Origin of the sequence: Nonomuraea turcica (genome assembly GCF_030718205.1) — a bacterium.
Taxonomy (GTDB): domain Bacteria; phylum Actinomycetota; class Actinomycetes; order Streptosporangiales; family Streptosporangiaceae; genus Nonomuraea.
Window position 1 is genome coordinate 67,517 of sequence record NZ_JAUZQF010000013.1, and the last position, 23,746, is coordinate 91,262.

Consider the following 23,746-nt stretch of genomic DNA (forward strand, 5'->3'; position numbering starts at 1 on the left):
GCCTCCTCAAGGTTGGAAGTCGGGGTCCACCGTTACGGTGACGTCGAGCAATAGGGGTTCCTCGCGGGTGGAGAGCCCCGGCACCACGTCGTCGAGTGCCGCCGTCAGCTCCTCGTACGTCTCCACGCGCCGCGCAGGGCAGCCGAGCGACCTGGCCAGGGCACCCATGTCCACCTCGGTGAACGGCGGCCACGGCGCCTTGCCGCCCCGCTGGTCGGCCAGCCGGTCCATGACCGCGTAGCGGCCGTTGGCGAGCACCACGAACAGCGCGCCCACCCGGTAATGCGCGGCGCTCCAAAGCGCGTGCATGCCGTAGAGCGCCGACCCGTCGCCCACGACCGCGACCACGGGGCGGCCGGGGAGCGCCATCCTCAGCCCGACCGCGGCCGGCACGGCGAAACCGAGCCCGCCCATGGCCGCCGACAGGAAGCCGAGCGGGTTCCTGGCGGGCACGAGCCGGTGCAGGTCGGGGCGGGAGGACGGGGTCTCCTCGAGGAGCACGGTGTCGGCGGGCAGCCGCACGGCCAGCTCATGCAGCACGTGCGCGGCCCGCAACGGCCGCCCTCCCTCCGGCACCGGCGGAACGGCGGCCGGCCGCGTCCCAACGCCCCCGCCGCCGCCGACCGGTCGCCCCTCGACGCCGCCTCCGCCGTCGGCCGGTCGCCCTTCAACGCCGCCTCCGCCCCCACGGTCCTGCCCGCCAGGGGGCAGCAGGGCGGTCAGGCGGGCGCAGACGGCCGACGGCGCGGCCAAATACGCCAGGTCGGCCGGGCTGCGATGCGCCTCCGAAGGGTCGTCCGTGATCACCACCACCGTCGTCCCCGCCGCCACCAGCGGCCCCGGCACGTACGGGTACTGCCGGAACACCGGGGCGCCCACCGCCACCACCACGTCGTAGCCCGCCAGCGCGCCCCGCAGCCGCACCCTGTCGGCAGGCAGCACCCCGGCATACTGCGGATGGTCCTGCGGGAACCCGGCTCGCGCCCCGAAAGACTCCTGAAACACCGGGCACCCCAGCCGCTCGGCCAGCCCCACCAGGGACTCCCAGTCGGCGCCCGCCCCGGCGACGATCGCCGGCGCCCGGGCCCCCGCCAGCAGCGACACCAGCGGCGCGAGGTCGGCGTCCGCCACGGCGAGCGGCCGCACGACCTGCTGGGCGGCCGCGGCGATCTCTCCTTCGAAGGCGGCGTCCCAGTCGTCCATCGGCACCACCACCAGCGCGGGCCCGCGGAAGGTGACCGCCTCGTGGCAGGCCCGCGCAACCGCTCCCGGCACGTCCTGGGCCCGTACCGGCTGATCGACCCACACCGGATAGTCCCCGGCGAGCCCGTCCAGCCGGCCAGCCAGGAACGGCTCCAGAGCGAGGTGCCGCCGGTCCTGCTGCCCGACGAGGATCACCAGCGGCACCCGGTTGACCCGGGCCGTGGCGACGGCGCCGACCGCGTTGCCGAGCCCGGCCGTCGTGTGCAGCACGACGAGCGCCGGCGCCCCTCTTATTGGCTCGGGAGCTCCGCTCCCGTCGTAGCGACCGATCGCCCAGCCGGTGGCCATCCCCACCACGGACCCCTCGTGCAGGGCCAGCACGAAACGCAGGTCGTCCGGCAGCCCGGTCAGCAGGGACACTTCCGTGGAGCCGGGATTGCAGAAGATCGTGCTCAGCCCATACCGCCTGAGCACGTCGAACGTGGCGTCCCGCACTGTCGTCATCGTGTCCCCCTGGCTCGCTGGATCTGCCGGTAGACGTGCCCGCGCAGCTCGCCGAAGCGCGGCAGGGACCGGGTGGTCAGCTGGTCGCGTTCGGGGGGCAGATCGATCTTCAGGTCCTCCATGACCGTGGTGGGCGAGGAGGACAGGATGATCACCCGTTGCCCCAGGTAGACGGCCTCGTCGATGTCGTGGGTGACGAACAGGGTGGTCACCCCGAGGTCGCGCCACAACCGCAGGATCAGGTCCTCCAGGTCGGCCCGGGTCTGCGCGTCGACGGCCGCGAACGGCTCGTCCATCAGCAGCACCTGCGGCTCGTACGCCACCGCCCGCGCGATCGCCACCCGCTGCTGCATGCCGCCGGACAACTGCCACGGATGGGCGTCCGCGGCGTCACTGAGCCCCACCGCCTCCAGGGAGCCGGTCACCAGCTCCCGCCGCCGCGCCGCGGGCAGGCGTTTCTCCTTCAGCGGCAGCTCGACGTTCTGCCACACGGTCATCCAGGGGAACAGGCTCCGGCCGTACTCCTGGAACACCACGGCCATCCGCGGCGGCGGCCCCGTGACAGGGACGCCGGCAACCCGCACCGCGCCGCCGCTGACCGGCAGCAGCCCGGCCACGCACCGCAGCAGCGTGGTCTTGCCGCAGCCCGACGGGCCCACCACGCATACCAGCTCGCCCGCCTCGACGCCCACCGTGACCGAGCGGATCGCCTCGACCCGGCGGCCCGGGCTCTCGTAGACCTTGTTCAGCGCGGAGATCTCAAGCACGGGCGGCTCCACTGCCGTAGTACCAGAACAACACCCACCGCTCGACGCGGCGGAACAGGACGGACAACCCCAGGCCCAGCAGGCCGAGCAGCAGGATGCCGCTCCACATCTCGGCGATCTGGAACTGCCGCTGGAACAGCACGATCGTGAACCCCAGCCCGCTGGAGCTGGCGAACATCTCGCTGATGACCATGAGGATGATCCCGATGGACAGGGCCTGCCGCAGCCCGGTCATGATCTGCGGGCTCGCGCCGCGCAGCACGAAACGCAGCATCCTGGAGGCGCCGCGCACGCCGTACATGCGGCAGGTGTCGGCGAGGACCTCGTCCAGCGCCCGCACGCCCTCCACGGTGTTCAGCAGGATCGGCCACACGCAGCCGGACACGATGACCAGCACCTTCATCGGCGTGTCGATGCCGGCCAGCAGCATGATCAGCGGCACCAGCACGGGCGGCGGGATGGCGCGGAAGAACTCCAGCACCGGCTCCAGCGTGGCGCGCAGCCGCGCCGACAACCCGATCAGCACGCCCAGGCCGACCCCGAGCAGCCCGGCCAGCGTGTACCCCGCCAGCAGCCGCCCTACGCTCGGCACCACGTCCTCGGCCAGCCGCTCGGAGAACCAGGTCTCGGCGAACGCCTGCCCCACCCGGACAGGGCTCGGCAGGTAGAACGAGCTCCCGCTGACCGCCCACCAGACCAGCACCAACGCGACCGGCAGAGCCAGCAGCCTGACCGCACGCACACCACGCCCCCAGACCGTCACCCGGCGACCCGGGGCCGTCCGGCGAGGCTTCACGCGGCGACCTCCGATCGCACGGCCGGATGCCAGGCCAGCACCCTGCGCTCCAGCAGCCGCACGGCGGCGTTCACGCCGATCCCGACGACCCCGGCCACCACGATCAGCGCGTACACCGTGGGCACGGCCCCGCTGCTCTGCGCCACCTGGATCTCGGCCCCCAGACCCGGACTGCCGATCACCAGCTCCGCCGTCACCGCCAGGATGAACGCCACCGCCGCCGCAAGCCTGAGCCCGGTCATGACGTACGGCAGCGCGGTCGGCCACACCAAGTGCCTGACCCGCGACCAGGCCGACAGCCCGTACGACCTGGCGGTGTCGTAGGCCACCGCGTCCACGGCCGCGACGCCGTACAGGACCTGGATGAGCACCTGCCAGAACGCGGCGTACACCACGAGCATGAGCGTCGAGCCGAGCGACGGCCCGAACAGCAGCGTGGCCAGCGGCACCAGCGCGACCGACGGGATCGGGCGCAGGAACTCGATCGTGGAGTTGGTCAGCGCGCGCAGGCCCGGCACGATCCCGATGACCACCCCGGCCACGACGGCCGCGCAGAACGCCATCGCCAGGCCCAGCGCCCAGCCGCCCATGGTCTCGCCGAGCGCGATCCACAACTGCGGCGCCGCCAACTGCGTGGCCAGCGTGCTCAGGATCAGCGACGCGGGCGGCAGGAAACGCTCGTCGACCAGGCCGAGCCGGGGCACCGCCTCCAGCAGCGCCAGGAGGCCGCCCAGTCCGGCCAGGCCGTAGAGGAGCCTGGTCACGGAACCAGCGCCGACACGTCGATCTTCTCCTTGAGCACCCCGTCGGCCAGGGCCAGGTCGGCCACGGTCTGCACGGAGGCCTTGTTCACCTCGACCGGCCACTTCGGCAGGTTGATCTTCGCGATCACCTCGGGCGCGATCTTCGTGTACGTCTTCAGCACCTCTCTGACCTCGTCGGGGTGCGCGTCGGCGTACTCCAGCGACTTACGCATCGCCGCCGTGAACCGGCTGGTCAGGTCGGCGTCGGTCCGGCTCGTGGTGAAGTACATGGCCACGGTGAGGTTGGGGGCCGCGTCGGCGAAGTTCCATGCCACAGGGCGCGCTCCCTGGCTGATCGCCTGGCTGACGAACGGCTCGACGACCCAGATCGCGTCCACCTGACCGCTCTGCAGCGCGGCGGGCGCGTCGGGGAAGGGCAGCTCGACGAACTCGATGCCGGTGGGGTCGCCGCCCGCGTTGCGGACCGAGGCGCGTACGGTCGTGTCGCCGATGTTCTTGAGCTGGTTGACCGAGATCTTCTTGCCGGCCAGATCCTTGGCGGTCTTGATGGGGCTGTCCGGTTTGACTAGCACGGCGCTGAAGTCCTTGCCCTGCTGGCCGGTCGAGGAGACGCCGTTGGCGACCACCTTGACGTCGAGGCCCTGCTGCTTGGCGGTCAGCAGCGAGGTCGTGTTCGCGAACGCGAACTGGAACTGCCCGCTCACCGCGCCCGAGATGCTCGCCGCGCCGCCGGGCACGGAGGTGATCGTGAGGTCGATCTTCTGCTCGGTGAAGAAGCCCTTGGCCTTGCCGAGGTGGATCGGCGCGGTGTCGACGATGGCGATCACGCCGGCGTTGACCTTGCTCATCCCGCCGGAGGACTGCTGGCCGGGCGCCGCGGGCTGAGTGCCGCCGCAGGCGGCCGTGACGAGTAAGGCGGCGAAGACGATGGAAGCGCGACGCACGGTGGCTCCTGTTTGTTCGCGATGCGCACATGTATTCTCTGACCGAACAAGCCCCGTATCGCGGAAGTTACGCCTCTGCCGTGGCCTGTCAAGGGGATCTCGATGGTCGATCATGTGCAGTCGCTGGCCCGCGGGCTCGCGGTGATCCGGGCGTTCAGCGCCGCCGAGCCCGAGCTCACGCTCAGCCAGGTGGCCCGCGCGACCGGGCTCAGCCGGGCGGCGGCCAGGCGTTTCCTCCTCACCCTGGCCGATCTGGGTTACGTGCGCAGCGACGGGCGGCTGTTCGCGCTCACGCCGCGGGTGCTGGAGCTCGGGTACGCGTACCTGTCGAGCCTGTCCCTCCCCGAGGTGGCCGACCCGCACCTGGAACGGCTGGCCGCGGAGGTGCACGAGTCGGCGTCGGTGGCGGTGCTGGACGGTGAGGACGTGGTCTACGTGGCGAGGGTGGCCACGGCCCGGATCATGCGGGTGACCATCAACATCGGCACCCGCTTCCCGGCTTACTGCACGTCGATGGGGCGGGTGCTGCTCGCGGCGCTCCCCCCGGACGAGCTGGACGCCTACCTGGAGCGGGCGTCGCTGTGCCGGCTCACGTCACACACGATCGTGCTGCCCGCGGCGCTGCGGGCCGAGCTGGACCGGGTGCGCGGCCGCGGGTGGGCGATGGTGGACCAGGAACTGGAGGAGGGGCTGCGCTCCATCGCCGCCCCGATCCGGGACCGCTCGGGTCGCGCGGTGGCCGCGGTGAACGTCTCGACGCACGCCAGCCGCACGACGTTGCAGCAGGCCAGACGGCAACTCCTCCCACCGCTGCTGGCCACGGCCGCCAAGATCGAGGCGGACCTGACCTCGTTGTCGGTGGCCCGGGCCTGACCCGCTCGGCGACGGCCGTGGCGTCACCGGTTCCGGTAGCGGTCCGTGGCGTCCCGCGTAGCCCGGATAGCGGCGTCCGCCGTCTCATACGTGCGCTGCGCCAACCCCACGAAGATGCAGTCCACGATCAGCAACTGGCTGATCCGGCTGGCCAGCGCCCCGGGCCGGAACGCCGTCTCCCGCCCGGCCGACACCAGCGTGTGGTCGGACAGCTCGGCCAGCGACGACCGCGGATTGTTGGTGATCCCCACGACCAGCGCCCCGGCCTCGGCCGCCGTCCTGGCGGGGACGAGCACATCGGGGGTCTCCCCGCTGCAGCTGATCGCCACCGCCACGTCCCCTGTCTTCAGTAAAGCCGCACTGGTCAACGCCAGATGGGCATCGCTGAACGGATGGCTGGACAGCCCGATCCGCAGCAACTTCTGCGACATGTCGGCCGCGACCAGCCCCGACGCCGCCACGCCGTAGACGTCCACCCGCCGTGCCACCGAGATCGCCGACACCACCTCGCCCAGCTGGTCGGGGTCGAGCTGGGCGGCCGTGTCGGCCAGCGCCTCGGACTCGGCCCGCGCCACCTTGGCGATCACGTCCGTCAGCGGATCGTCCGGCGCGAGGTCACCGGGCACCAGCCGCTCGGGCTGCTGGGCCACGGCCGCCGCCAGGGCGAAGCGCATCTGCGAGTAGCCGGAGAACCCGAGCGCCCGCGACGTCCGCACGATCGTGGCCTCGCTGGTCCCGGACACCGCGCTGAACTCGGTGATCGTGCTCCGTACGACCACTCCAGGGTCGTCCAGGATGATGCGGGCGATGGACTGGGCCGCCGGCGTGAGCGACGGCAGCACGGCGCGTACGGCGGCGACGGGGTTCGCCGGCTCGGTGGCGCTCATCGGGTCAGCCATTCCGCCGCGGCCTGCGCGGACACGCGTGAGATCCCGTGGGTGGCGATATGGGCGGCGCCGACCGGTGGGCCGGGGATGCCGGTGTCCACCACGATCAGGTCGGGCCGCGCCGCCACGGCCTTGGCCACGACGTCGCGTACCCAGGCGTGCCGGGCCGCGTCGTGCACGACCAGCACGATCGGCCGGTCGTCGAAGGGCGGTAGCTCGCCGTCGGCCTCCAGCCGGAGCATGGCCGTGTCGGGCAGCAGCCGGGTGAGCGCCGCCGTGACGCCGGTCGGTGTGGCCGGGTCCACGGCCTGGCTGTGGCGGGTGTTGACCTCGACGACCAGCGGCCCGCGCTCGAGGGTGGCGGCTCCGGTCGTCGTCAGCGCGGCTCTGGCCGCCTCCAGGCCGACGCCGGGGTCGACGTCGGCGCGGGCCTGCTCCCGGAGCGGGCCATGGGCGGCGTACCAGCTCGAGAGCGCCAGCACCCGCGCGGCCGCCTCGGCCAGCCGCTCCTCGGACAGGTCCCCTTCCCGCACGGCCGTCACGATCGCGTCGCGGATCTCGTGGAGGCTCTCCTCGGTGCACAGCCCCACGCATATGGCGTCGGCGCCGGCGCCCAGCGCCCGCACCGCGATCTCGCCGGGCGCGAACATGGCGGCCACCGCCTGCATCTCGATCGCGTCGGTGACGACCATCCCGTCGAAGCCGAGCTCACCCCGGAGGAGCTCGGTCAGCACGGTACGGCTCAGCGTCGCCGGCAGCGCCGGATCGAGCGCGGGGACGAGCAGGTGGCCGGTCATGATGCTTTGTACCCCGGCGCCGATCGCGGCCAGGAACGGCGGAAGATCACGCTCGGCGAGCACGTCGCGCGAGGCGTGCACGGTGGGCAGCGCCAGGTGGGAATCGGCGACGGTGTCGCCGTGGCCGGGGAAGTGCTTGGCACAGGCGGCCACGCCCGCGCGCTGCACCCCGTTGACGTAGGCGACCGTATGCCGGGCGACGAGGCCGGGGTCCGGGCCGAACGAGCGCACGCCGATCACCGGGTTGGCCGGGTTCGCGTTCACGTCGGCCGAGGGCGCGTAGTTCAGCGTGATGTCGACCTCGGCGAGCATCCTGCCGATCTGGCGGCCGACCCGCTCGGTGAGGTCCACGTCGTCGGCCACGCCCAGCGCCCGGTTGCCGGGAAAGGAGCTGCCGGACAGGACCTCGAGCCGGGTGACCGTGCCGCCTTCCTCGTCGATCGCGACGACGGTGGCCGGGTTCTCGGCCCGCAGCTGCCCTACGAGCTGGGCGTTGATGGCGTTGCGGGCGAACAGGACGACCCCGCCGAGACCGTCGCCCAGCGCACGGCGCAGCCAGTCGGGGGCTGAGGTCCCCTCGAACCCCGGATGCAGCACCGTCATCGCCAGTCTGCACAGGTCACGGCTCATCGGCATTTTCCTTCATCGATATTGATCTGAAGGTAATTTTCTGTCATTGTCGCCCTCGATACAACCACATCCCCCGAGAGGCCATCCCCCCATGCCGAGCAGAAGGACTCTCTTAAAGGGCCTAGCCCTCGCCGCCGCCGCTTCCGCCGTCCCGCTGCCTGCCTTCGCTCAGGCCGACTACGTGCCGCCGCTGCGCCAGATGCGCGGCATGTGGATCGCTTCCGTCGTCAACATCAACTGGCCGTCGAAGCCGGGGCTGACCGCCGACCAGCAGAAGGCCGAATACCTCGCCTGGCTCGACGTGGCCGTGCAGCGCAAGCTCAACTCGGTGTTCGTGCAGATCAGGCCGACGGCTGACGCGTTCTGGCCGTCGCCGTACGAGCCGTGGTCCCAATATCTCACCGGTACGCAGGGCCAGGATCCCGGCTACGACCCGCTCGGGTTCGCCGTGGAAGAGACGCACAAGCGCGGCCTGGCGTTCCACGCCTGGTTCAACCCGTACCGCGTGTCGATGCAGGCCGACCCCGCCAAGCTGCACCCCGACCACCCCGGACGCAAGCACCCCGACTGGATCGTGCCGTACGGTGGCAAGCTCTACTACAACCCCGGCATGCCGGAGGTCCGAAAGTTCTGCCAGGACGCGATGATGGACGCGGTCACCCGCTACGACATCGACGGTCTGCACTTCGACGACTACTTCTACCCGGTCAACAGCACGGCCTTCGACGACAGCGCGGCCTTCGCGAAGTATGGCGCCGGATTCCCTGACCTGGCCACCTGGCGGCGCGACAACGTGGACCTCATGGTGCGTGAGATGCAGCAGCGGGTCCTGGAGAGCAAGCCGAGCATCGCCTGGGGCATCAGCCCGTCGGGCATCTGGCGCAACAAGGCCAGTGACCCGCTCGGCTCCGACACCAATGGCGGGCAGTCGTACGACAACCTGCACGCCGACACCCGCGGCTGGGTGAAGAAGGGCTGGCTGGACTACATCGCGCCGCAGCTCTACTGGTACATCGGGCAGCCCCCGGCCGACTACTCCAAGCTCGTGCCGTGGTGGTCGGACGTGGCGAAGGGCACGAACACGCTGCTGTGGATCGGGCAGCCCGCGTACAAGGCGGGCGACCCCGCCCAGCCCGCGCCCGAGTGGAAGAATCCCGCCGAGCTGTCCAACCACCTGACGCTCAACAGGAACCACCCCGAGATCAGCGGCGACATCTGGTACAACGCCAACGACGTCAAGGTCGACAGGATCGGCTCCATCACGACCGCCGTCAACGAGCACTACCAGCGGCCCGCGCTCGCGCCCGTGCTGCCCAGGCTGGCGAACGGGGAGCCGCCGCGGCGGCCGGTGGTGGCGTACGCGCTGCGCCGCGACGGCGGGGTCGAGGTGCGGGCGGTGGCCACGGGCAGGGAGGAGCCGTTCCTGTTCGCGATCTTCCGCTTCGACCGGCACGCGTCCGCGGGCGCCTTCGCCGACGCCCGCAACCTGGTCGCCGTCGTGCCGGGAGACCGGCAGATCCGCTGGACCGACCCGGACGGCAAGAGCGGCGACCACTACTACGCGGTGGCGGTGGACCGGGCCAACCGGACCAGCAAACCCAGCAACGGATTCCGGGTCATCTGAAATGCGCCGGCAACGCGGTGGTGAGCGTGCTTCGCCCGCACGTGTCGCCGGCCCGTGCCCTGACTGTCACTGAACCCGGCGGGTCGCCGCACACCGAGAGGCGTGCGGTGCCCGCCGTTCTCATGAGCATGGTGTTGTCCAGGTTCCGACGCTGCCGGAACCCCTCGCCGAAGCCCCGGTCGCGATCCGGTCCCTATGAAGCCCTGCGTCCAGCCGCCGAAGGCTGCTCGGCCGTGGCTCCCGATGACCGCTGCGGCGGCACCACAGGGGTCGGGCGCACCAGGCCGAGCGCGACGACCTCGTTGGCCAGCCGCGTGCGCCGGTTGGTGCCCTCGGGAATCCTGAACTTCTGGTAGAGCCGCAGCAGATGTTGCTTGACCGCGGCCTCGGTCACGACCAGGTCGTCGGCGATCTCGCGTGCGGTCGCCGGGGCGACGAACGCCTCATCCGACAGCGCCGGCCTGCAGAGTGAGGTCAGCACGTCGACCTCGCGCCTGGTCAGCTCGGGCGCCGCGGCCCTGCGCAGCTCCACTTCGGGGGTGAAGTCCTCACGCGGGACTCCGCCGATGCGGCCCCGCGCCGCACCGAACGAGACGACGTCGCCGTCGTCGAGGACCCTCCGGGCGATCGGCCTGCCGTTCACCCGCGTGCCGTTCCTGGACAGCCCCAGGTCGACGACGTACAGGTAGGGTCCTCGTCTGACGAACTCGGCATGGAGTCGAGAGACGCTGGGATCGGTGAGCCGGATGTCCACACCTCGGCCTCGCCCGACCGTCGTGATCTCGGGGCGCAACGGGATCACTTCACCAGTGTCCTCGATGCGTATGAACGGCCCCTCCACGGCAGTTCCTCCCCAGGTAGCCCGCCGTAACTATTACTACAGCTCCGGCTTACCCAAACGAGGGGATGCGGAATCTCCTTTGCCGAAAGGAGAATCCGACGTGAAATTGGTCTGGACCTTTGCGGACGGTTTTGCCTGCTCACGGGTAGACTTCGGACGAAGATAAGCGGAGGAAACACTCATGGCGGACAAGCCCACGAAAGGCCTGGCCGATGTCGTAGCCGCGTCCACAGCGCTGAGCGACATTGACGGAAAGGCCGGTCGACTCTTCTACCGTGGATACGACATCCATGACCTGGCCGGCCGCGCGACGTTCGAAGAGACCGCACACCTGCTGCAACGTGGCAAGCTGCCCACCCGCTCCCAGCTGGACGCTTACGGCGAGGAGCTGTCGCGGGGCAGGGAGCTCGGCGCCCTGGTGTCCGCGAACATCGCGGAGATCGCCGAGAAGCAGAAACCCATGGAGGCGCTGCGCTCGCTGGTCTCGCTGTCCGGCGCGGACGATGCCGACAAGGACTCCATCGCCCCTGAGGCCAACCTGCGCAAGGCCGCCCGCCTGGTCGCGCAGCAGCCGCTGCTGGTCGCCCGCTATCACGCCGCCCGCACCGGCGGCAGCATCCCCGACGCTGACCCGTCCCTGAGCATCGCGGCGAACTTCCTGCACCAGGTCACCGGGCGCACCCCCGCACCGCGCGAGGTCGAGATCTTCGACGAGTGCCTGGTGCTGCACGCCGACCACACCATGAACGCCTCCACGTTCGCCGCCCGCGTCTGCGCCGCGACCCTGTCGGACATGCACTCCGCCATCGTCGCCGCCATCGGCACCCTGAAGGGTCCCCTGCACGGCGGCGCGAACGAGCAGGTCATGAAGACACTGGAGTCGATCCCGGCGGACGGGGTGGCCCAGGCTGTACGCGACAAGCTCGCCGCTCACGAGAAGATCATGGGCTTCGGCCACCGCGTCTACAAGACCGAGGACCCGCGCGCCACCCACCTGCGCAGGATGTCCGCGGAACTGGCCGAGGCCACGGGCGACGACACCTACTACAGGATGTCCAAGGAGATGGAGGAGGTCGTCTTCGAGGAGAAGGGCCTCTACCCGAACGTCGACTTCTACGCTGCTTCCGTGTATCACTATCTCGGCATCCCGACGGACCTGTTCACGCCGGTCTTCTCGATCAGCCGCATGTCCGGCTGGACGGCTCACGTCATCGAGCAGCACGCCGACAACCGTCTGATCCGCCCCGACAGCGAATACATCGGTGAGACGGATCAGAAGTGGAAGCCGATAGAAGAGCGTTGAGCGACCGGGGGACTGGGCGAGAGAGCTGGGGACCGTACCCGCTGATCCTGGCGGGTGCGGCCGTCGGCGTGGTCGCGATCTTTTTGATGGACCCGCGCTGGGGCGGGTTCGCGCTGGGCGCCGTCGTCATGGTCGCCGCCGCGCTGCGTTTCGCCGGCTACGGCGGCCAGTTGTCCATCCGCAGCAAGACGACCGACGTCACCACGCTGGCCGCGTTCGGCTTCGTGCTGGTCCTGACCTCGCTGTTGCTGGACAACAACGAGCTCAAGGCGTTCATCCTGTCCCTTTTCGCCCGTTGACCGGACGGTCCGATAGCCTCAACGCATCGATTCATTGAAGGGGAACCATTCGCATGCCCAAGATCAAGGTGGAGGGTCCGGTCGTCGAGCTTGACGGCGACGAGATGACCCGGATCATCTGGCAATTCATCAAGGACCAGCTGATCCTTCCCTACCTCGACGTTGACCTGAAGTACTACGACCTCGGCATCGAGCACAGAGACGCCACGGACGACCAGGTCACCATCGACGCCGCCAACGCCATCAAGAAGTACGGCGTCGGTGTGAAATGCGCCACCATCACCCCGGACGAGGCGCGGGTCGAGGAGTTCGGTCTCAAGAAGATGTGGAAGTCCCCCAACGGGACCATCCGCAACATCCTCGGCGGCGTCATCTTCCGCGAGCCGATCATCATGTCGAACGTGCCGCGGCTCGTCCCGGGCTGGACCAAGCCGATCGTCGTCGGCCGTCACGCCTTCGGCGACCAATACCGCGCCACCGACCTGAAGATCCCGGGCGAGGGCACGCTGACCCTGACGTTCACCCCCAAGGACGGCTCCGAGCCGATCGAGCTGGACGTCTACGACTTCCCCGGCGGCGGCGTCGCGATGGCGATGTACAACCTGGACGAGTCGATCCGCGACTTCGCCCGCGCGTCGATGCGCTACGGCCTGGCCCGCAACTACCCGGTCTACCTCTCCACGAAGAACACGATCCTCAAGGCGTACGACGGCCGCTTCAAGGACCTGTTCGCCGAGGTCTTCGACAACGAGTTCAAGGACGAGTTCGAGAAGGCCGGCCTGACCTACGAGCACCGCCTCATCGACGACATGGTCGCCGCGGCGCTCAAGTGGGAGGGCGGCTACGTCTGGGCGTGCAAGAACTACGACGGCGACGTGCAGTCCGACACCGTCGCCCAGGGCTTCGGCTCGCTCGGCCTGATGACCTCGGTGCTGATGACCCCCGACGGCAGGACGGTCGAGGCCGAGGCCGCGCACGGCACGGTCACCCGCCACTTCCGTCAGCACCAGCAGGGCAAGCCCACCTCCACCAACCCGATCGCCTCGATCTTCGCGTGGACCCGTGGCCTGGCCCACCGGGGCAAGCTCGACAACACTCCCGCCGTGACCGAGTTCGCCAACACGCTGGAGCAGGTCTGCATCGAGACCGTCGAGGGCGGCCAGATGACCAAGGACCTCGCGCTCCTGGTCGGCGCCGACGCCCAGTGGCTCACTACCCAGGACTTCCTGGCCGCGCTGGACGAGAACCTCAAGAAGAAGATGTCCGCCTAGTCGAACACGGCCCTCTACCTGCGGTTTCGCCGCATGGTGGGGGCCGTTTCGCATGCCTGGGCCGTCTGTGGGCCGTCACGGCTTCGGATCGGGCGCGAACACGGCGGCGACGGCGTTCCGCGTCCGCTCCTGGCTGCTCGGCGTGATCTCCTCAAGCCTTAACCGGCGGGATGTCACGCGGGGCATTGAGGAAAGCGGCACCGAGGGCGGTGGGGCTGTGGAGTGCCGTGTTGCGGCTCCGCACCGTGTGAACCAGGCCGGCTTCGCGCAGACTCGTGGTGTGTTCACTCGCGCTGGCCGGGGCGATGCCGATGCGCGCGGCGAGTTCTTTCGTGGAGCAGGCGGGATGCTCGGCGATGGAGTGGAGCACGGCGGCTCGGGTGCGGCCCAGGACCGACGCCAGCGGCGACGACGCTCCCGGAGATGTGGGCTGTGCCGGCGGGGCGCACAGGGGCAGCGTGCCGGACTGCTGCTCAAGGCCCGCGGGGTAGGTCAGGATCGGTTGGGGCTCAGCGGAAGGATCGAGGACGGGCGCTGCGAAACCGAAAACCGAGGGAATGAGCAGCAGCCCCCTGCCGTCCAGGTGTAGGTCGCCCTCAAGACCCGAAGCCATCGCGAGCTCCAGTACGGGTGGATTCCAGCGGATGCGCCGCGGGTTCAGCGAGGCGAACAGACGTTCCCAACCGCCGGTGGCCATCTGCCGGACACGCGCTCCTTGATCGGCCGCGGTGAAACCGGCAATCTGTGGCCAGTGCGGGTCCAGCAAACGGTCGTACACGTGCTCCAGGCCGATGAACAATTGGCGCAGCAAGTCGCGATCGTCCGCCAGATGGTGGGCCCACGACGGCAGTGACTGGCGCTCGGCCACGGAAGCCAGGCTCGTACGGATCTGGGACCGGGGCGTGGAGCGTACCTGCTCCAGCATCTCCTGCGGGCAGCCGAGTCCGGTAGGGGCCAAGAAGGTCGGCACCCAGCCACGGGGCGGGGTCAGCTCAAGCACCATCCGGGCCGGAGGGAGCAGGCCGGCGCGGGCACGACGTCGCCAGGCTCCGAAGCGCACCGGGTAGGTGCGTTCTTGAAGCATGCGCAGCGAGATGCTCAGTTCCCACAACGGCGGTGGGGTCTCGGCGACTCTCGTCCGGGCCAGGTCCTCAACCGTGAAGTGGATCCGATAGACCACGGTCCTCCCCATGTCGAACAAGCTCTGGGCCATTCTTCCGAAATGTCGTTGTTCGGGCTAGGCCGAATCACGTAGAGCAGCGATCGCGAGGACGCGGAAGCTGGGCACGACGCCGACGGCGAGAGCCGATGAAGCGTTGATCACGACAAGAGCAACGACCATGGGCGGCGGCGGAAAAGGACAGTGGAGGAAGCAGATGATCAATAGCTCTGAATCAGCCAGTCGCACGGCCACCTCACACGCTCTGGAGGATCACCTGGCGGAATGGTCGCTGCAGACCGGGATCACGGTGGAGATATGGGCCCTGCCGAAGCAGTCGCTTCCCGCCCTCATCACCGAGATCGTCCATGGCGTGATCCGTGACGTTCTGCAGGAGGCGGAACGGCAGGCGCAGGCCCGTAACGTCTCCATTGCCCTCACCGTGGCTCCCGGTGGGCTGCGCTTGACCGTTAGCGATGACGGCCTCGGTACGTCGGCCGATGCGTATGAGGCCAATCTGAGTGGCAGACGGGTCGAGCTGGCAGGAGTGGGCGGCGGCCTCACCGTCAATGGCGTACAAGGAGAAGGCACCACGGTGAGCGCCACAGTACCCCAAAGGGCCCTCGGCTAGTTTGGGCCGGCGCGTCCAGCACATCCGGGGCATGTCACTCAGGTCGACGGCGTATACGCAGGCCGCCCGCCATCCCGCCGATATCGACCCACGAGATCTCCGCTGAAGATCACTCATGTGCGGAAAACGGGGCCAGCGGGCTCAACAGATCCTCAACACAAGCTCAACGCATGAGTTCCTATCGTCCATGGCATCGATCGGTTCAGGTGAAGGGGGAACGGGATGGGGCACATGGTCAAGACATTCGGAGCGCTGGCGATCGCGGGCGCCATGGGGGCGGCCCTGCTGAGTGGATCGGCCGCGGCGTCGGCCGCCACGCTGCCCGGGTGCGGCGGACCGAGTCCGGTCAACGTCGACGACGGCTGGGGCGTCATGCGGGGGTCGTTCAACCTCAAGACCGCTCCGTACGCCGCGTGCGGGAACGTCACCAGGCTCCACGCGGGCCAGGTTCTGTACTTCCACTGCTGGACGCGGAACAAGTACGGCAAGCACTGGGTGTACGTCCGTGTCAAGGGCACCGGGACGCATGGCTGGATGAGCAAGGACAACCTGCGCACCATCAGGAACACCCAGAGGCAGGACTGCGGCGTCGAGGAGCACCGCGACTTCATCTGACCGGCCGGATGAGCTGGGGCCGACGAGCCCGCCGCAGCCACTGACCACTGAGAACCGCCGGGAGCCGGCACACGGACGTGTGATCTGTGAAGGGCCGTCACGCCTCCAGGCCCGTGACGGCCCTTTAGGAAAGAACGGCGCCACAGCGGTTGCTGCCTGATGTCGATGGAGGGATGAGCTGTGGCGGAAGTCCCGGACGAGGGCGAGGGGAGCAGGCGGGCTCGGTTGCTCATGGAAAAGGTGCATCTCGGGGAGTTGGACCGCGCGGCCGACGCCCTGCGCGCCGAGCGAGAGGCCATCGCCATCTACCGGCGGCTGGCCGCGGTCTCCCCCGAGTTCTACCTGTCTGAGCTCGCCACCTGCCTGACCAGTCTCGGCGTGACCCTCTCCGAGCTCGACCGGCATGGCGAGGCGTTGAACGCCGAGGAGGAAGCAGTCTCTGTCTACCGGCAGCTGGCCGCGGCCTCCCCCGACGACTACCTGGCCGACCTCGCCGATGCCCTCATCAACCTTGGGACGACTCTGGCGGAGCTGGACCGGCCGGCCGACGCCCTGCGCGCCGAGCGAGAGGCCACCGCCATCTACCGGCGACTGGCTGCGGCCTCACCCGGCCGTTACCTGGCCGACCTCGCAGACGTGCTCGCCGACCTCGGCGTGACCCTGACCGAACGCGGCCTGCCGGCCGAAGCGCTGCCCCTGGCGAAAGAGGCGGTCACCATTCATCGGGAGCTGGCCGCGGCCTCCCCTGAGCAGCACCGCGCCGGCCTCGCCCATGCCCTGGCCGGCCTCGACGTCGTCATCTCGGCGCTCGGCCACTGTCCATAAGCACATCCCCCAACAACCCAAGAGAGGACGAAACATATGCGTACAGCGATCACACTTCTGGCCGGCGTCACGCTGGCCGGTGGCCTGCTGGCGGTTCCCGCCCAGGCGGCAACCGGATCCAGCGGAGCCGTCGTCGAGCTCAAGAACGTCGCCACCGGCATGTGCCTGGCGATCGGCCACGGCGAAGCGCGCAAGGGCAAGTCCGCCATCCAGTGGCCGTGCACCCATGCTCCGGAACAGCAATGGCTGATGTCGTCCGATGGGTACCTGGCCAACGCCGCCACCGGCATGTGCCTGGCGATCGGTGGCGGCGAAGCGCGCAGGGCCAAGTCCGCCATCCAGTGGCCGTGCAACGGCGGGTGGGCGCAGCGCTGGAAGCCCAAGCGGCTGTTGCGAGTCAAGGGCGTCCCGGAGGACGAGCTCCGGGCGTATCACTTCATGAACGGCGCGACCCAGATGTGCCTGGCGATCGGCCACGGCGAAGCGCGCAAGGGCAAGTCCGCCATCCAGTGGCCATGCAAGAAGGGAGGCAGCGAGCAGGCTTGGCAGATCACCAAGGTCGGCTAGCGGTCCGCATCGGCGACGCCAAAGAGCTGCACCGCGAGGACGTCCGCCACCTGCCGGCGGTTCAGGCGAGTGCCAGGAGGGCGCGGGCGTTCGCGCTGCCCTGGTGGTCGCCGGCCTGCTCGAAGACCTCCAGCGCCGCGCCGGCCAGCTCGCGCGTGCGCTCGGCCGCGCCCTCCGCCCGGTTGACCTTGGCCAGCGCCAGCAGGGCGTGCGCGTCGAGCAGCCGGTCGCCGAGGCGCACGGCGATGCCCCTGGCCTGCTCGGCGGCGGCCCTGGCGGCCGCCTTGGCGCCCTGCGCCAGGTGCACCGCGGACAGCTCCAGCAGCGTGTCGGCCTGCCGGTGCCGGTCGCCCAGCTCGGCCAGGTGCCCGACGGCGGCCCGCAGCCGGGCGGCTGCCTCGTCGAGCCGGCCCGCGCGGCGCAGCACGAGGCCGAGCACCTGCTCGGCGTCGGCGGCGTCGCGCTCGTTCTCCGCGCCCTCCAGGCACGTGAGCAGGGCCCGCTCCGCCTCCTCCAGCCGGCCCAGCTCCAGGTGCACGCGGCCGAGCCGGCGCCTGGTGTGGTTGACGTCGCGGCTCCTGCCTGATTGCCCGGCCTGGCGCAGGAACATGGCCAGCGCCACCCGCAGCTTCGCGTGCGCGCTGTCCCATTCCCGCTCGGCCACGTGCAGGTCGCCCTGGTCCAGGAGGGCGAGCGCCTCGCCCCGGTCGTCGCCCGCCCGGCGCGCGGACTCCAGCGCCGGCCCCGCCACGGCCCGCCAGTCGTCGAGGAACCGGTGCCGCTCCAGGAACGGCACCAGCAGGTGCGCCAGCCGCCAGCACCCGTCGTCCAGCCCCGCCGCGTGCAGGTCGGCGACGAGGCTCACAAGGAACGCCCGCTCGGCCGCCAGCCACTCCACGGACTCCCTGATGTCCCTGGTCGCCACGGCCGTAGCGGGATCGCCGGACACCAGCGAGAACCGCGACGCCCGCACCCTGGCCTGCACCACCTCCGACAGGGTCGCCAGCACGCCGGGCACCGGCTGCTCGCGGGCGAACAGCCGGGTCAGGCCGTGCAGCCGGTAACGCACCTGGCCCGCCACGTCCACACCGTGCGTCTCCAGCAGGCCGGCGTCCACCAGCGCCTCCGCCTGCCCGCCCAGCCGCTCGGTCACCCAGTCCGCGAAGTCGGGCGCGGACAGCGCGCCGAGCCCGCGCAGCGTCAGCTTGGCCGTCTCGGGCAACCCGTCGAACCCGATCGCGAACACGCTCCGTACCGTCAGATCGCCCGCGTGCAGCCGGTCCAGCCGCTCGTGCTCGTCCTCCAGCAGCCCCACCAGGTAGTCGACGCTCCACTCAGGGCGGGCCGCCAGCCGGGAGCCCGCGATGCGCAACGCGATCGGCAGGCCGCCGCAGAAGCGCGCCAGCCTGCGCAGAGCGTCGTCCGCGGCCCGTCCTGAGCTCCTGACCAGCAGCTCCAACGCCTCGGCGTCGTCGAGCACACCCACCGACAGCCGCAGCGCGCCGGTCAGGCCGCCGAGCGGGGAACGGCTGGTCACGACCGTCGGGCACGCGCTCAGCAGCGGCCGCACCTGCGCCTCGTCGGCCGCGTTGTCCAGCACCACCAGCAGCCGGCGGTTGGCGGTGTAGGTGCGGAACAGCCGTTCGCGCTGCCCCGGCGACGCCGGTATCGCCTGCGCCGGACAGCCCAGCCAGCGCAGGAAGTCCTCCAACACCGCCGCCGGGGTCGTGGTCTCGCGCAGGTCGGCGTACAGGATGCCGTCGGGGAAGCGCTCACGTCGCAGCCACGCCGCATGCGCGGCTAGCGCCGACTTGCCCACCCCCGCCTGGCCGTGCAGCACGACCAGTCCGCCTATAACCCGCTCCAGGAGATCCGCGCGGCCGGTGAAGTCGGTCATGTCGGGCGGCAGCAGCACCGGCGGCCCGGCCGAGACGTGCAGCGACACGTCGTCGTGCAGCATGCGGTGGTAGAGGAGCTGAAGCTCCGGGTCGGGCTCGATCGCGTGGCCGCCGTCGAGCTGGTCGCGCAGCACCGCGTACGCCGCCAGCGCGTCCACGCGGCGGCCGCTGCGGTAGAGCGCCAGCATGTACTGGCCGCGGAAACGCTGCCACATCGGGTGCTGCTTGGTCAGCTGCCGCAGCTCGGCCAGCAGCTCGCGGTGCCGGCCCGCGTCCAGGTCCGCCTGCACCCTGCGCTCCAGGGCGAGCAGCCGCAGCTCCTCCAGCTCCTCGCGCAGCAGCCGGGTCTCCACCCAGCGCTCGCCCTCGGGGTCCACATCCGCCAGGACCTCGCCCCGCCACAAGGCCAGCGCGTCCTCGTACGCCCCCTGGTCCACGAGCAGCCGGAACCGGTCCACGTCCAGGAGGCCGTCACCGAGGTTGAGCACGTACGAGCCGGACACGGTTGTGATCACATCCGGGCCGATCAGCCGGCGTAACTGGCCCACGTAGCCACGGATCAGGGAGTCGGATCGGTCGCCGCCCTCACGCGACCACAGCAGCCGGCGCAGCCGCTCGGCCGTCAGCGGACGACCGGCGTTCAACAGGAACATCGCCAGCAGGTCGCGGTGCTTCGGCACGGTCGGCGTGCGGTCCCGCCCGTCGCCGTCGCGCACTTCGAGCGGCCCCATGATGCGAAATTCCATGCGATCTTCCTTCTCGGGGAGATGTCGATCAGAATGGCACACCTGATGACTCCTCTCACTCCCGCCTGCGCTCGTGGCGCACGTGAAGGACAAGCTAAGGGCAAGGGCGAAAGCGCTCGATCTCGGGCAAGTACGTCCGCCACTCCTCGGCGGTGAGCGCGCGCCCCACCCGCTCGCACACCGTCCCCGCCACGCGATGCTCGTCGATGTCGTGCGTGCGGAGCGTCCCGTCGTCCGTCAGGCTGACGAGCTTCCTGCCGTCGGCGGAGAACTCCAGCCAGAGCCCGTTCGTGTCGCCGCCCAGCCCGTCGAACACCACGCCCAGCGGACGCCTGCTCGCCACGTCCCACAGCCTGATGCGCGCGCCGCTCTCGAAGCCGGCGATCATGCTCTTGTCAGGCGACCAGGCGAGTATCCGCGGGTCGCCGTCAGGGGCGTAAGGGAAGGAGCCGAGCCGGGTCTTGAGCTCCCCGTCCCAGAGAGAGATCCCGTCAGGCTGACTGAGCGCGATCCTGCTGCCGTCCGCGGCCACGGCGAAGGTGTCCGCGACGGGAGCGGCCTCCGGGGCGGCGGGCCGGCCCTTCACCGGATCGACGATCCTGACCTCGGGAAACGGCATGATCAGTCCGCCGTTCGGCAGGAACTCCATCGGCCCGTAGCCCGAGATCGCGGTGACCCTGGACGACCCGTGCTCCAGATCCAGCAATTCCAACGGCGTTTGGTCGTCCCATTCCGACGGCATTTGGCCGTCGAATCCGGACGGAATGACGGCCAGTGTCCGGCCGTCCCGGCTGAAGACCATCTGGTCGGACGTCGCCGCCCCTTTGGTAGCGAGCCGGAACCGCGCCGTGACCTTGCCCGAGCTGGTCTCGATGATGAGGACCGTCGTGCCTTCGGTGGTGGCCAGCCGCTTGCCGTCGGGGCTGAACGCCATCACGGTTCCGGTGTCGTTCGTCTTGATCGCCGGGACCAGCGGCCGGCCCGACGCCGTGTCCAGCAGGTTCAGGATCCCGGCCCGCTTGACGGCCAGGACCCGTGCCCCGGGGTCTGGACGCAGGTCGTCCAATGCGTGATCGGTGAGCGAGCGGTCGAAGAGGTGGGCGACGTCGATCGTGTGGACGGTGCCGCTGTCGGTCAGGACGCGCAGCGCCCGGCCCTTGGTGTCGAGGCGGACCTCGCTGACGAGGTCCGGCAGCTCGAGTCGCAACACGATCTGCCCGTTGGCCCCCCGCCATAACACCACCTCTCTCATCGAGGTCCAGGCGGCGACGAAACGGCCATCGAGGCTGTAGTCGACGACCTGCCCCTCCTCGCCGTCCTCGATCAGCCAGGGGGACCCAATGTCCAGGTAGAGCGCGCGCACCCTGGGCCGCTCCGAGCCTGGCACCTCTTCGACGATGGCCAGCTCCTGCGCGTCCTCGCTGAACCTGGCCCTGAGGACGCTCCCGGAGCGCGGCAGCCAGGAGGCTCTCATGCGGACGCCGCGGCGCAGATCCCAGAGCTCCGCCCGCTCGCCCGCCCCCGTGGACGCGAACCCGAGGCGGCCGTCCGCGCTGATGGCGGTCAGTGCCGCCCCTGACGGCGCGGTGCGCCGCCGGCGGGTGGCGACGTCCCACAACTGCTCGCTGGTCGAACCGACAGGCACGCTCAGCAGGCGCCCAGTCCGGTCGAACTCCAGCCTGGCGTACACCTCGGAGTATTCGGCCTTGGCGGCGAACCAGCCGCCGAGCGGGCGGCCCGTGCCGACGTCCCACAGCTGCACCCCCTTGGGGCCCTGCACGGCCATGACGCGGCTGTCCGGGCTCAGCGCGACCTTGTGCAGGCCCTCGCCGAGCCCGGAGAACTCGCGCAGGCGCCGCCAACTGGAGACGTCCCAGATCTGGGCCTTGCCACTTACGACCGCCACGAGCGTGCGGCCGTCGTGGCTGAGCGACCGCAACTCCGCGTCGGTGATCGAGGCGTCGCCCGAGATGCGTGCCGTGGGCTGCGACACGGAGTCGTAGAGCGCGCCGCGTGTCTCCGGCAGTTCCGGGCTCAGCCGCCAGGCCGCGACGCTGAGCAGCCGCGCCAGTTCGGGCTGGATCTCCCGCAGGTCGGCCGCGCGCAGGACCAGTTCCTTGGAGCGGGCGTCGTCACGCTGCCGGTTGGACTCCCTGCGCAGGTATTCGGCCGTGCCCAGCCCGCCGAGTGTGGCCACGAGTAGCACGGCCAGGGCGGCCGCGACCAGGTTGCGCCGCCTGGACTGCCTGCGGGCCTGCCGGGAGGCGGCGTCGAGGTATTCGCGTTCGCGCCTGGCCAGTGTGAGGTCCTTGCGCTCGGCCGCGGCCCAGTGGAGCGTCCGGTCCAGGGCCGAGCCGTGCATCAGATCGGCGGGTCTCCTGCCGTGCGATTCCCACTCGGCGGCGGCGTCGGCGAGGCGGCGGTGCACGGGCAGTCCCTCGCGGTTGCCCGCCACCCAGTCCCGGAGCCTCGGCCAGGCGTGGAGGAGGCCGGGCCTGGCCAGTTCGTATGCCGTGCCGGTGCTCGCGACCAGGCCGGCGGCGGCGAACACGGCCAGCATCGCGTCGACGGCCTCCGTCTCCGGCAACTCGTCCCTGGCGACCGGTCTGAGCGTGTCGCCGTCGACCATCCGCAGGAAAACCTCGGGCGTGCTCGCGCGCTCCGCCTCCGTCAGCAGGCCGTAGAGCTCCTCGGCGATCGCGCCCAGGTCGGGCTCGGCCGGGCCGCGCAGTGTTCCCGCCTGCGTGCTGCCCCAAGTGAGCAGATCGTGGCTCTCGCTCTCGTCCTCACCGACGAGACGCAGCAGGACGTCCTTGGCGGCGGGCCGGGCAGCGGGGTCCGCGGCGAGTGAGGCGGCCACGAGAGGGCCGAGCGGGTCGGGCAGCCCGGCGGTGTCAGGCTCGAAGGCGAGCACGCGGCCGACGACCGCCATCGGCTCGCCCGGCGCGATCGCGTCGCTTCCCCCGGCCGCGAAGAGCACCACCATCGCCCAGGCCCACAGGTCGGCCGCCTCGGTGGCGCCACTCCCGGCGAGCACCTCAGGCGGCATGTAGGCGGGCGTGCCCATGAGCGGCCCGCTCGTGGTCGGCCCGACCTCCCTGGCCACCCCGAAGTCGATCACCCGCGGGCCGTCGGGGCCGAGGATGATGTTGTCAGGCTTGAGATCGCGGTGCACGATCCCTGCCCGATGGATGGCGGTCAGCGCTGTCGCCACGCCGATGGCCAGGCGTCGCAGCCGGTCCCCTCGGTACGGTCCGGACTCGTCCACGACCTGCCGCAGGTTGGGACCCGGCACGAACTCGCTGACAATGTACGGGACGGGCACGTCCACCCGGGCCTCGATCACCCGCGCGGTGCAGAACGAGGCCACCCTCTCGGCCGCCGCGCTCTCCTGCGCCAGCCTGGCCCGCGCCTGCGCATTGTCAAACCTGGGCACCTTGACCGCGACCCGCTCGCCGTTGTCACCGTACGCCTCGTAGACCACGCCCTGACCGCCCTGGCCCAGGCGGCCGGCCAGCCAGTAACGCCCCAGGCGGTGCGGATCGGAGGGAGCCAGAGGGGCCATCAAGATCCTTCCTCCACCAAAGTCGTCTGGTGATATTCCGTACCACGGCCGGAGTCCGCGCGGTGCCTCTGCCTTATGAGAAATGTCCCTTGAGACCGTGCCGCTCGATCAGCACCCGCGCGGCACGGGCCAGCGTCCGCGACGCCCCGGTCCTTGCGCGGCACGCGAGCGCTTGCCGCCGGACTGGGCGGATCCTCAACATCGCCTCAACATCCGCCGCCCTATGGTCCGGGACGA

20 protein-coding genes are annotated in these 23,746 nt (G+C 70.4%); 9 read left to right on the top strand and 11 right to left on the bottom strand.

Features of this window, described 5'->3' with window-relative positions; genetic code table 11:
• Positions 1 to 6: 6 nt before the first annotated feature.
• Genes Q9G87_RS31375 through Q9G87_RS31395 form a run of 5 tightly spaced genes read right to left on the bottom strand, consistent with a single transcriptional unit; the run spans position 7 to position 4,978 of the window.
• On the bottom strand, positions 7 to 1,707 hold the full coding sequence (locus Q9G87_RS31375; RefSeq protein WP_305920129.1) for a thiamine pyrophosphate-dependent enzyme: 1,701 nt from the start codon (positions 1,705 to 1,707) through the stop codon (positions 7 to 9).
• Complete coding sequence (locus tag Q9G87_RS31380) at positions 1,704 to 2,474, bottom strand: ABC transporter ATP-binding protein (RefSeq protein ID WP_305920130.1); 771 nt, start codon at positions 2,472 to 2,474, stop codon at positions 1,704 to 1,706. The genes Q9G87_RS31375 and Q9G87_RS31380 overlap by 4 nt, the downstream gene beginning before the upstream one ends.
• Complete coding sequence (locus Q9G87_RS31385) at positions 2,467 to 3,270, bottom strand: ABC transporter permease (RefSeq protein WP_305920131.1); 804 nt, start codon at positions 3,268 to 3,270, stop codon at positions 2,467 to 2,469. Before Q9G87_RS31385 ends, Q9G87_RS31380 begins: the two co-directional genes overlap by 8 nt.
• A complete protein-coding gene (locus Q9G87_RS31390) occupies positions 3,267 to 4,034 on the bottom strand; it encodes an ABC transporter permease (RefSeq protein WP_305920132.1) in 768 nt (255 codons plus the stop codon). The genes Q9G87_RS31385 and Q9G87_RS31390 overlap by 4 nt, the downstream gene beginning before the upstream one ends.
• Positions 4,031 to 4,978, bottom strand: a complete 948-nt coding sequence (locus tag Q9G87_RS31395; protein ID WP_305920133.1) for an ABC transporter substrate-binding protein — start codon at positions 4,976 to 4,978, stop codon at positions 4,031 to 4,033. The genes Q9G87_RS31390 and Q9G87_RS31395 overlap by 4 nt, the downstream gene beginning before the upstream one ends.
• Positions 4,979 to 5,080: 102 nt before the next feature.
• Here Q9G87_RS31395 and Q9G87_RS31400 point away from each other — a divergent pair, with 102 nt between their 5' ends.
• Positions 5,081 to 5,851 (top strand): IclR family transcriptional regulator, encoded by a 771-nt coding sequence (locus Q9G87_RS31400; RefSeq protein ID WP_305920134.1) that lies wholly within the window; start codon positions 5,081 to 5,083, stop codon positions 5,849 to 5,851.
• 23 nt (positions 5,852 to 5,874) lie between these two features.
• Here the strand turns inward: Q9G87_RS31400 and Q9G87_RS31405 are convergent, their stop codons facing one another.
• The gene (locus tag Q9G87_RS31405; RefSeq protein ID WP_305920135.1) at positions 5,875 to 6,738 is read right to left on the bottom strand and encodes a MurR/RpiR family transcriptional regulator; all 864 of its coding nucleotides are present in this window, start codon (positions 6,736 to 6,738) and stop codon (positions 5,875 to 5,877) included.
• On the bottom strand, positions 6,735 to 8,165 hold the full coding sequence (locus Q9G87_RS31410; RefSeq protein WP_305920136.1) for a glycoside hydrolase family 3 protein: 1,431 nt from the start codon (positions 8,163 to 8,165) through the stop codon (positions 6,735 to 6,737). The genes Q9G87_RS31405 and Q9G87_RS31410 overlap by 4 nt, the downstream gene beginning before the upstream one ends.
• A 91-nt stretch (positions 8,166 to 8,256) precedes the next feature.
• Here Q9G87_RS31410 and Q9G87_RS31415 point away from each other — a divergent pair, with 91 nt between their 5' ends.
• Positions 8,257 to 9,789 carry a glycoside hydrolase family 10 protein gene (locus Q9G87_RS31415; RefSeq protein WP_305920137.1) on the top strand — a complete coding sequence of 511 codons (1,533 nt, stop codon included), beginning with the start codon at positions 8,257 to 8,259 and terminating at the stop codon, positions 9,787 to 9,789.
• Between the two features lie 193 nt (positions 9,790 to 9,982).
• On the opposite strand, the gene Q9G87_RS31420 is transcribed toward Q9G87_RS31415, so the two are convergent.
• Positions 9,983 to 10,630 carry an FHA domain-containing protein gene (locus tag Q9G87_RS31420; RefSeq protein WP_305920138.1) on the bottom strand — a complete coding sequence of 216 codons (648 nt, stop codon included), beginning with the start codon at positions 10,628 to 10,630 and terminating at the stop codon, positions 9,983 to 9,985.
• Positions 10,631 to 10,811: 181 nt separating this feature from the next.
• On the opposite strand from Q9G87_RS31420, the gene Q9G87_RS31425 reads away from it, so the two are divergent.
• Genes Q9G87_RS31425 through Q9G87_RS31435 form a run of 3 tightly spaced genes read left to right on the top strand, consistent with a single transcriptional unit; the run spans position 10,812 to position 13,503 of the window.
• Entirely contained in the window at positions 10,812 to 11,933 is a 1,122-nt protein-coding gene (locus Q9G87_RS31425; RefSeq protein ID WP_305920139.1) for a citrate/2-methylcitrate synthase, read from the top strand.
• The gene (locus Q9G87_RS31430) at positions 11,930 to 12,232 is read left to right on the top strand and encodes a DUF3017 domain-containing protein (RefSeq protein ID WP_305920140.1); all 303 of its coding nucleotides are present in this window, start codon (positions 11,930 to 11,932) and stop codon (positions 12,230 to 12,232) included. Before Q9G87_RS31425 ends, Q9G87_RS31430 begins: the two co-directional genes overlap by 4 nt.
• A 53-nt stretch (positions 12,233 to 12,285) precedes the next feature.
• Positions 12,286 to 13,503, top strand: a complete 1,218-nt coding sequence (locus tag Q9G87_RS31435; protein WP_305920141.1) for an NADP-dependent isocitrate dehydrogenase — start codon at positions 12,286 to 12,288, stop codon at positions 13,501 to 13,503.
• Between the two features lie 151 nt (positions 13,504 to 13,654).
• Here Q9G87_RS31435 and Q9G87_RS31440 read toward each other — a convergent pair whose 3' ends face one another.
• Positions 13,655 to 14,371, bottom strand: a complete 717-nt coding sequence (locus tag Q9G87_RS31440; protein ID WP_305920142.1) for a winged helix-turn-helix domain-containing protein — start codon at positions 14,369 to 14,371, stop codon at positions 13,655 to 13,657.
• A gap of 508 nt (positions 14,372 to 14,879) precedes the next feature.
• On the opposite strand from Q9G87_RS31440, the gene Q9G87_RS31445 reads away from it, so the two are divergent.
• From Q9G87_RS31445 to Q9G87_RS31460, 4 genes are all read left to right on the top strand, one after another.
• Positions 14,880 to 15,293, top strand: a complete 414-nt coding sequence (locus tag Q9G87_RS31445) for a sensor histidine kinase (RefSeq protein ID WP_305920143.1) — start codon at positions 14,880 to 14,882, stop codon at positions 15,291 to 15,293.
• Between the two features lie 231 nt (positions 15,294 to 15,524).
• A complete protein-coding gene (locus tag Q9G87_RS31450; protein ID WP_305920144.1) occupies positions 15,525 to 15,908 on the top strand; it encodes a hypothetical protein in 384 nt (127 codons plus the stop codon).
• Positions 15,909 to 16,088: 180 nt separating this feature from the next.
• Positions 16,089 to 16,733 carry a tetratricopeptide repeat protein gene (locus tag Q9G87_RS31455; protein WP_305920145.1) on the top strand — a complete coding sequence of 215 codons (645 nt, stop codon included), beginning with the start codon at positions 16,089 to 16,091 and terminating at the stop codon, positions 16,731 to 16,733.
• Positions 16,734 to 16,769: 36 nt separating this feature from the next.
• Complete coding sequence (locus Q9G87_RS31460) at positions 16,770 to 17,300, top strand: RICIN domain-containing protein (RefSeq protein WP_305919547.1); 531 nt, start codon at positions 16,770 to 16,772, stop codon at positions 17,298 to 17,300.
• Between the two features lie 61 nt (positions 17,301 to 17,361).
• On the opposite strand, the gene Q9G87_RS31465 is transcribed toward Q9G87_RS31460, so the two are convergent.
• Positions 17,362 to 19,944, bottom strand: coding sequence for an AfsR/SARP family transcriptional regulator (locus Q9G87_RS31465; protein ID WP_305920146.1), 2,583 nt, complete (start codon positions 19,942 to 19,944; stop codon positions 17,362 to 17,364).
• A gap of 94 nt (positions 19,945 to 20,038) precedes the next feature.
• Positions 20,039 to 23,509, bottom strand: coding sequence for a WD40 repeat domain-containing serine/threonine protein kinase (locus Q9G87_RS31470; RefSeq protein ID WP_305920147.1), 3,471 nt, complete (start codon positions 23,507 to 23,509; stop codon positions 20,039 to 20,041).
• Between the last annotated feature and the right edge of the window lie 237 nt (positions 23,510 to 23,746).

Bases quoted from the DNA above. Each gene is read 5' to 3' on its own strand.
- Q9G87_RS31450 (WP_305920144.1), top strand. From the start codon at position 15,525: ATGGTCAAGACATTCGGAGCGCTGGCGATCGCGGGCGCCATGGGGGCG.
- Q9G87_RS31470 (WP_305920147.1), bottom strand. From the start codon at position 23,509: ATGGCCCCTCTGGCTCCCTCCGATCCGCACCGCCTGGGGCGTTACTGG.
- Q9G87_RS31405 (WP_305920135.1), bottom strand. From the start codon at position 6,738: ATGAGCGCCACCGAGCCGGCGAACCCCGTCGCCGCCGTACGCGCCGTG.
- Q9G87_RS31445 (WP_305920143.1), top strand. From the start codon at position 14,880: ATGATCAATAGCTCTGAATCAGCCAGTCGCACGGCCACCTCACACGCT.
- Q9G87_RS31415 (WP_305920137.1), top strand. From the start codon at position 8,257: ATGCCGAGCAGAAGGACTCTCTTAAAGGGCCTAGCCCTCGCCGCCGCC.
- Q9G87_RS31400 (WP_305920134.1), top strand. From the start codon at position 5,081: ATGGTCGATCATGTGCAGTCGCTGGCCCGCGGGCTCGCGGTGATCCGG.
- Q9G87_RS31435 (WP_305920141.1), top strand. From the start codon at position 12,286: ATGCCCAAGATCAAGGTGGAGGGTCCGGTCGTCGAGCTTGACGGCGAC.
- Q9G87_RS31425 (WP_305920139.1), top strand. From the start codon at position 10,812: ATGGCGGACAAGCCCACGAAAGGCCTGGCCGATGTCGTAGCCGCGTCC.
- Q9G87_RS31410 (WP_305920136.1), bottom strand. From the start codon at position 8,165: ATGAGCCGTGACCTGTGCAGACTGGCGATGACGGTGCTGCATCCGGGG.
- Q9G87_RS31460 (WP_305919547.1), top strand. From the start codon at position 16,770: ATGCGTACAGCGATCACACTTCTGGCCGGCGTCACGCTGGCCGGTGGC.
- Q9G87_RS31465 (WP_305920146.1), bottom strand. From the start codon at position 19,944: ATGGAATTTCGCATCATGGGGCCGCTCGAAGTGCGCGACGGCGACGGG.
- Q9G87_RS31375 (WP_305920129.1), bottom strand. From the start codon at position 1,707: ATGACGACAGTGCGGGACGCCACGTTCGACGTGCTCAGGCGGTATGGG.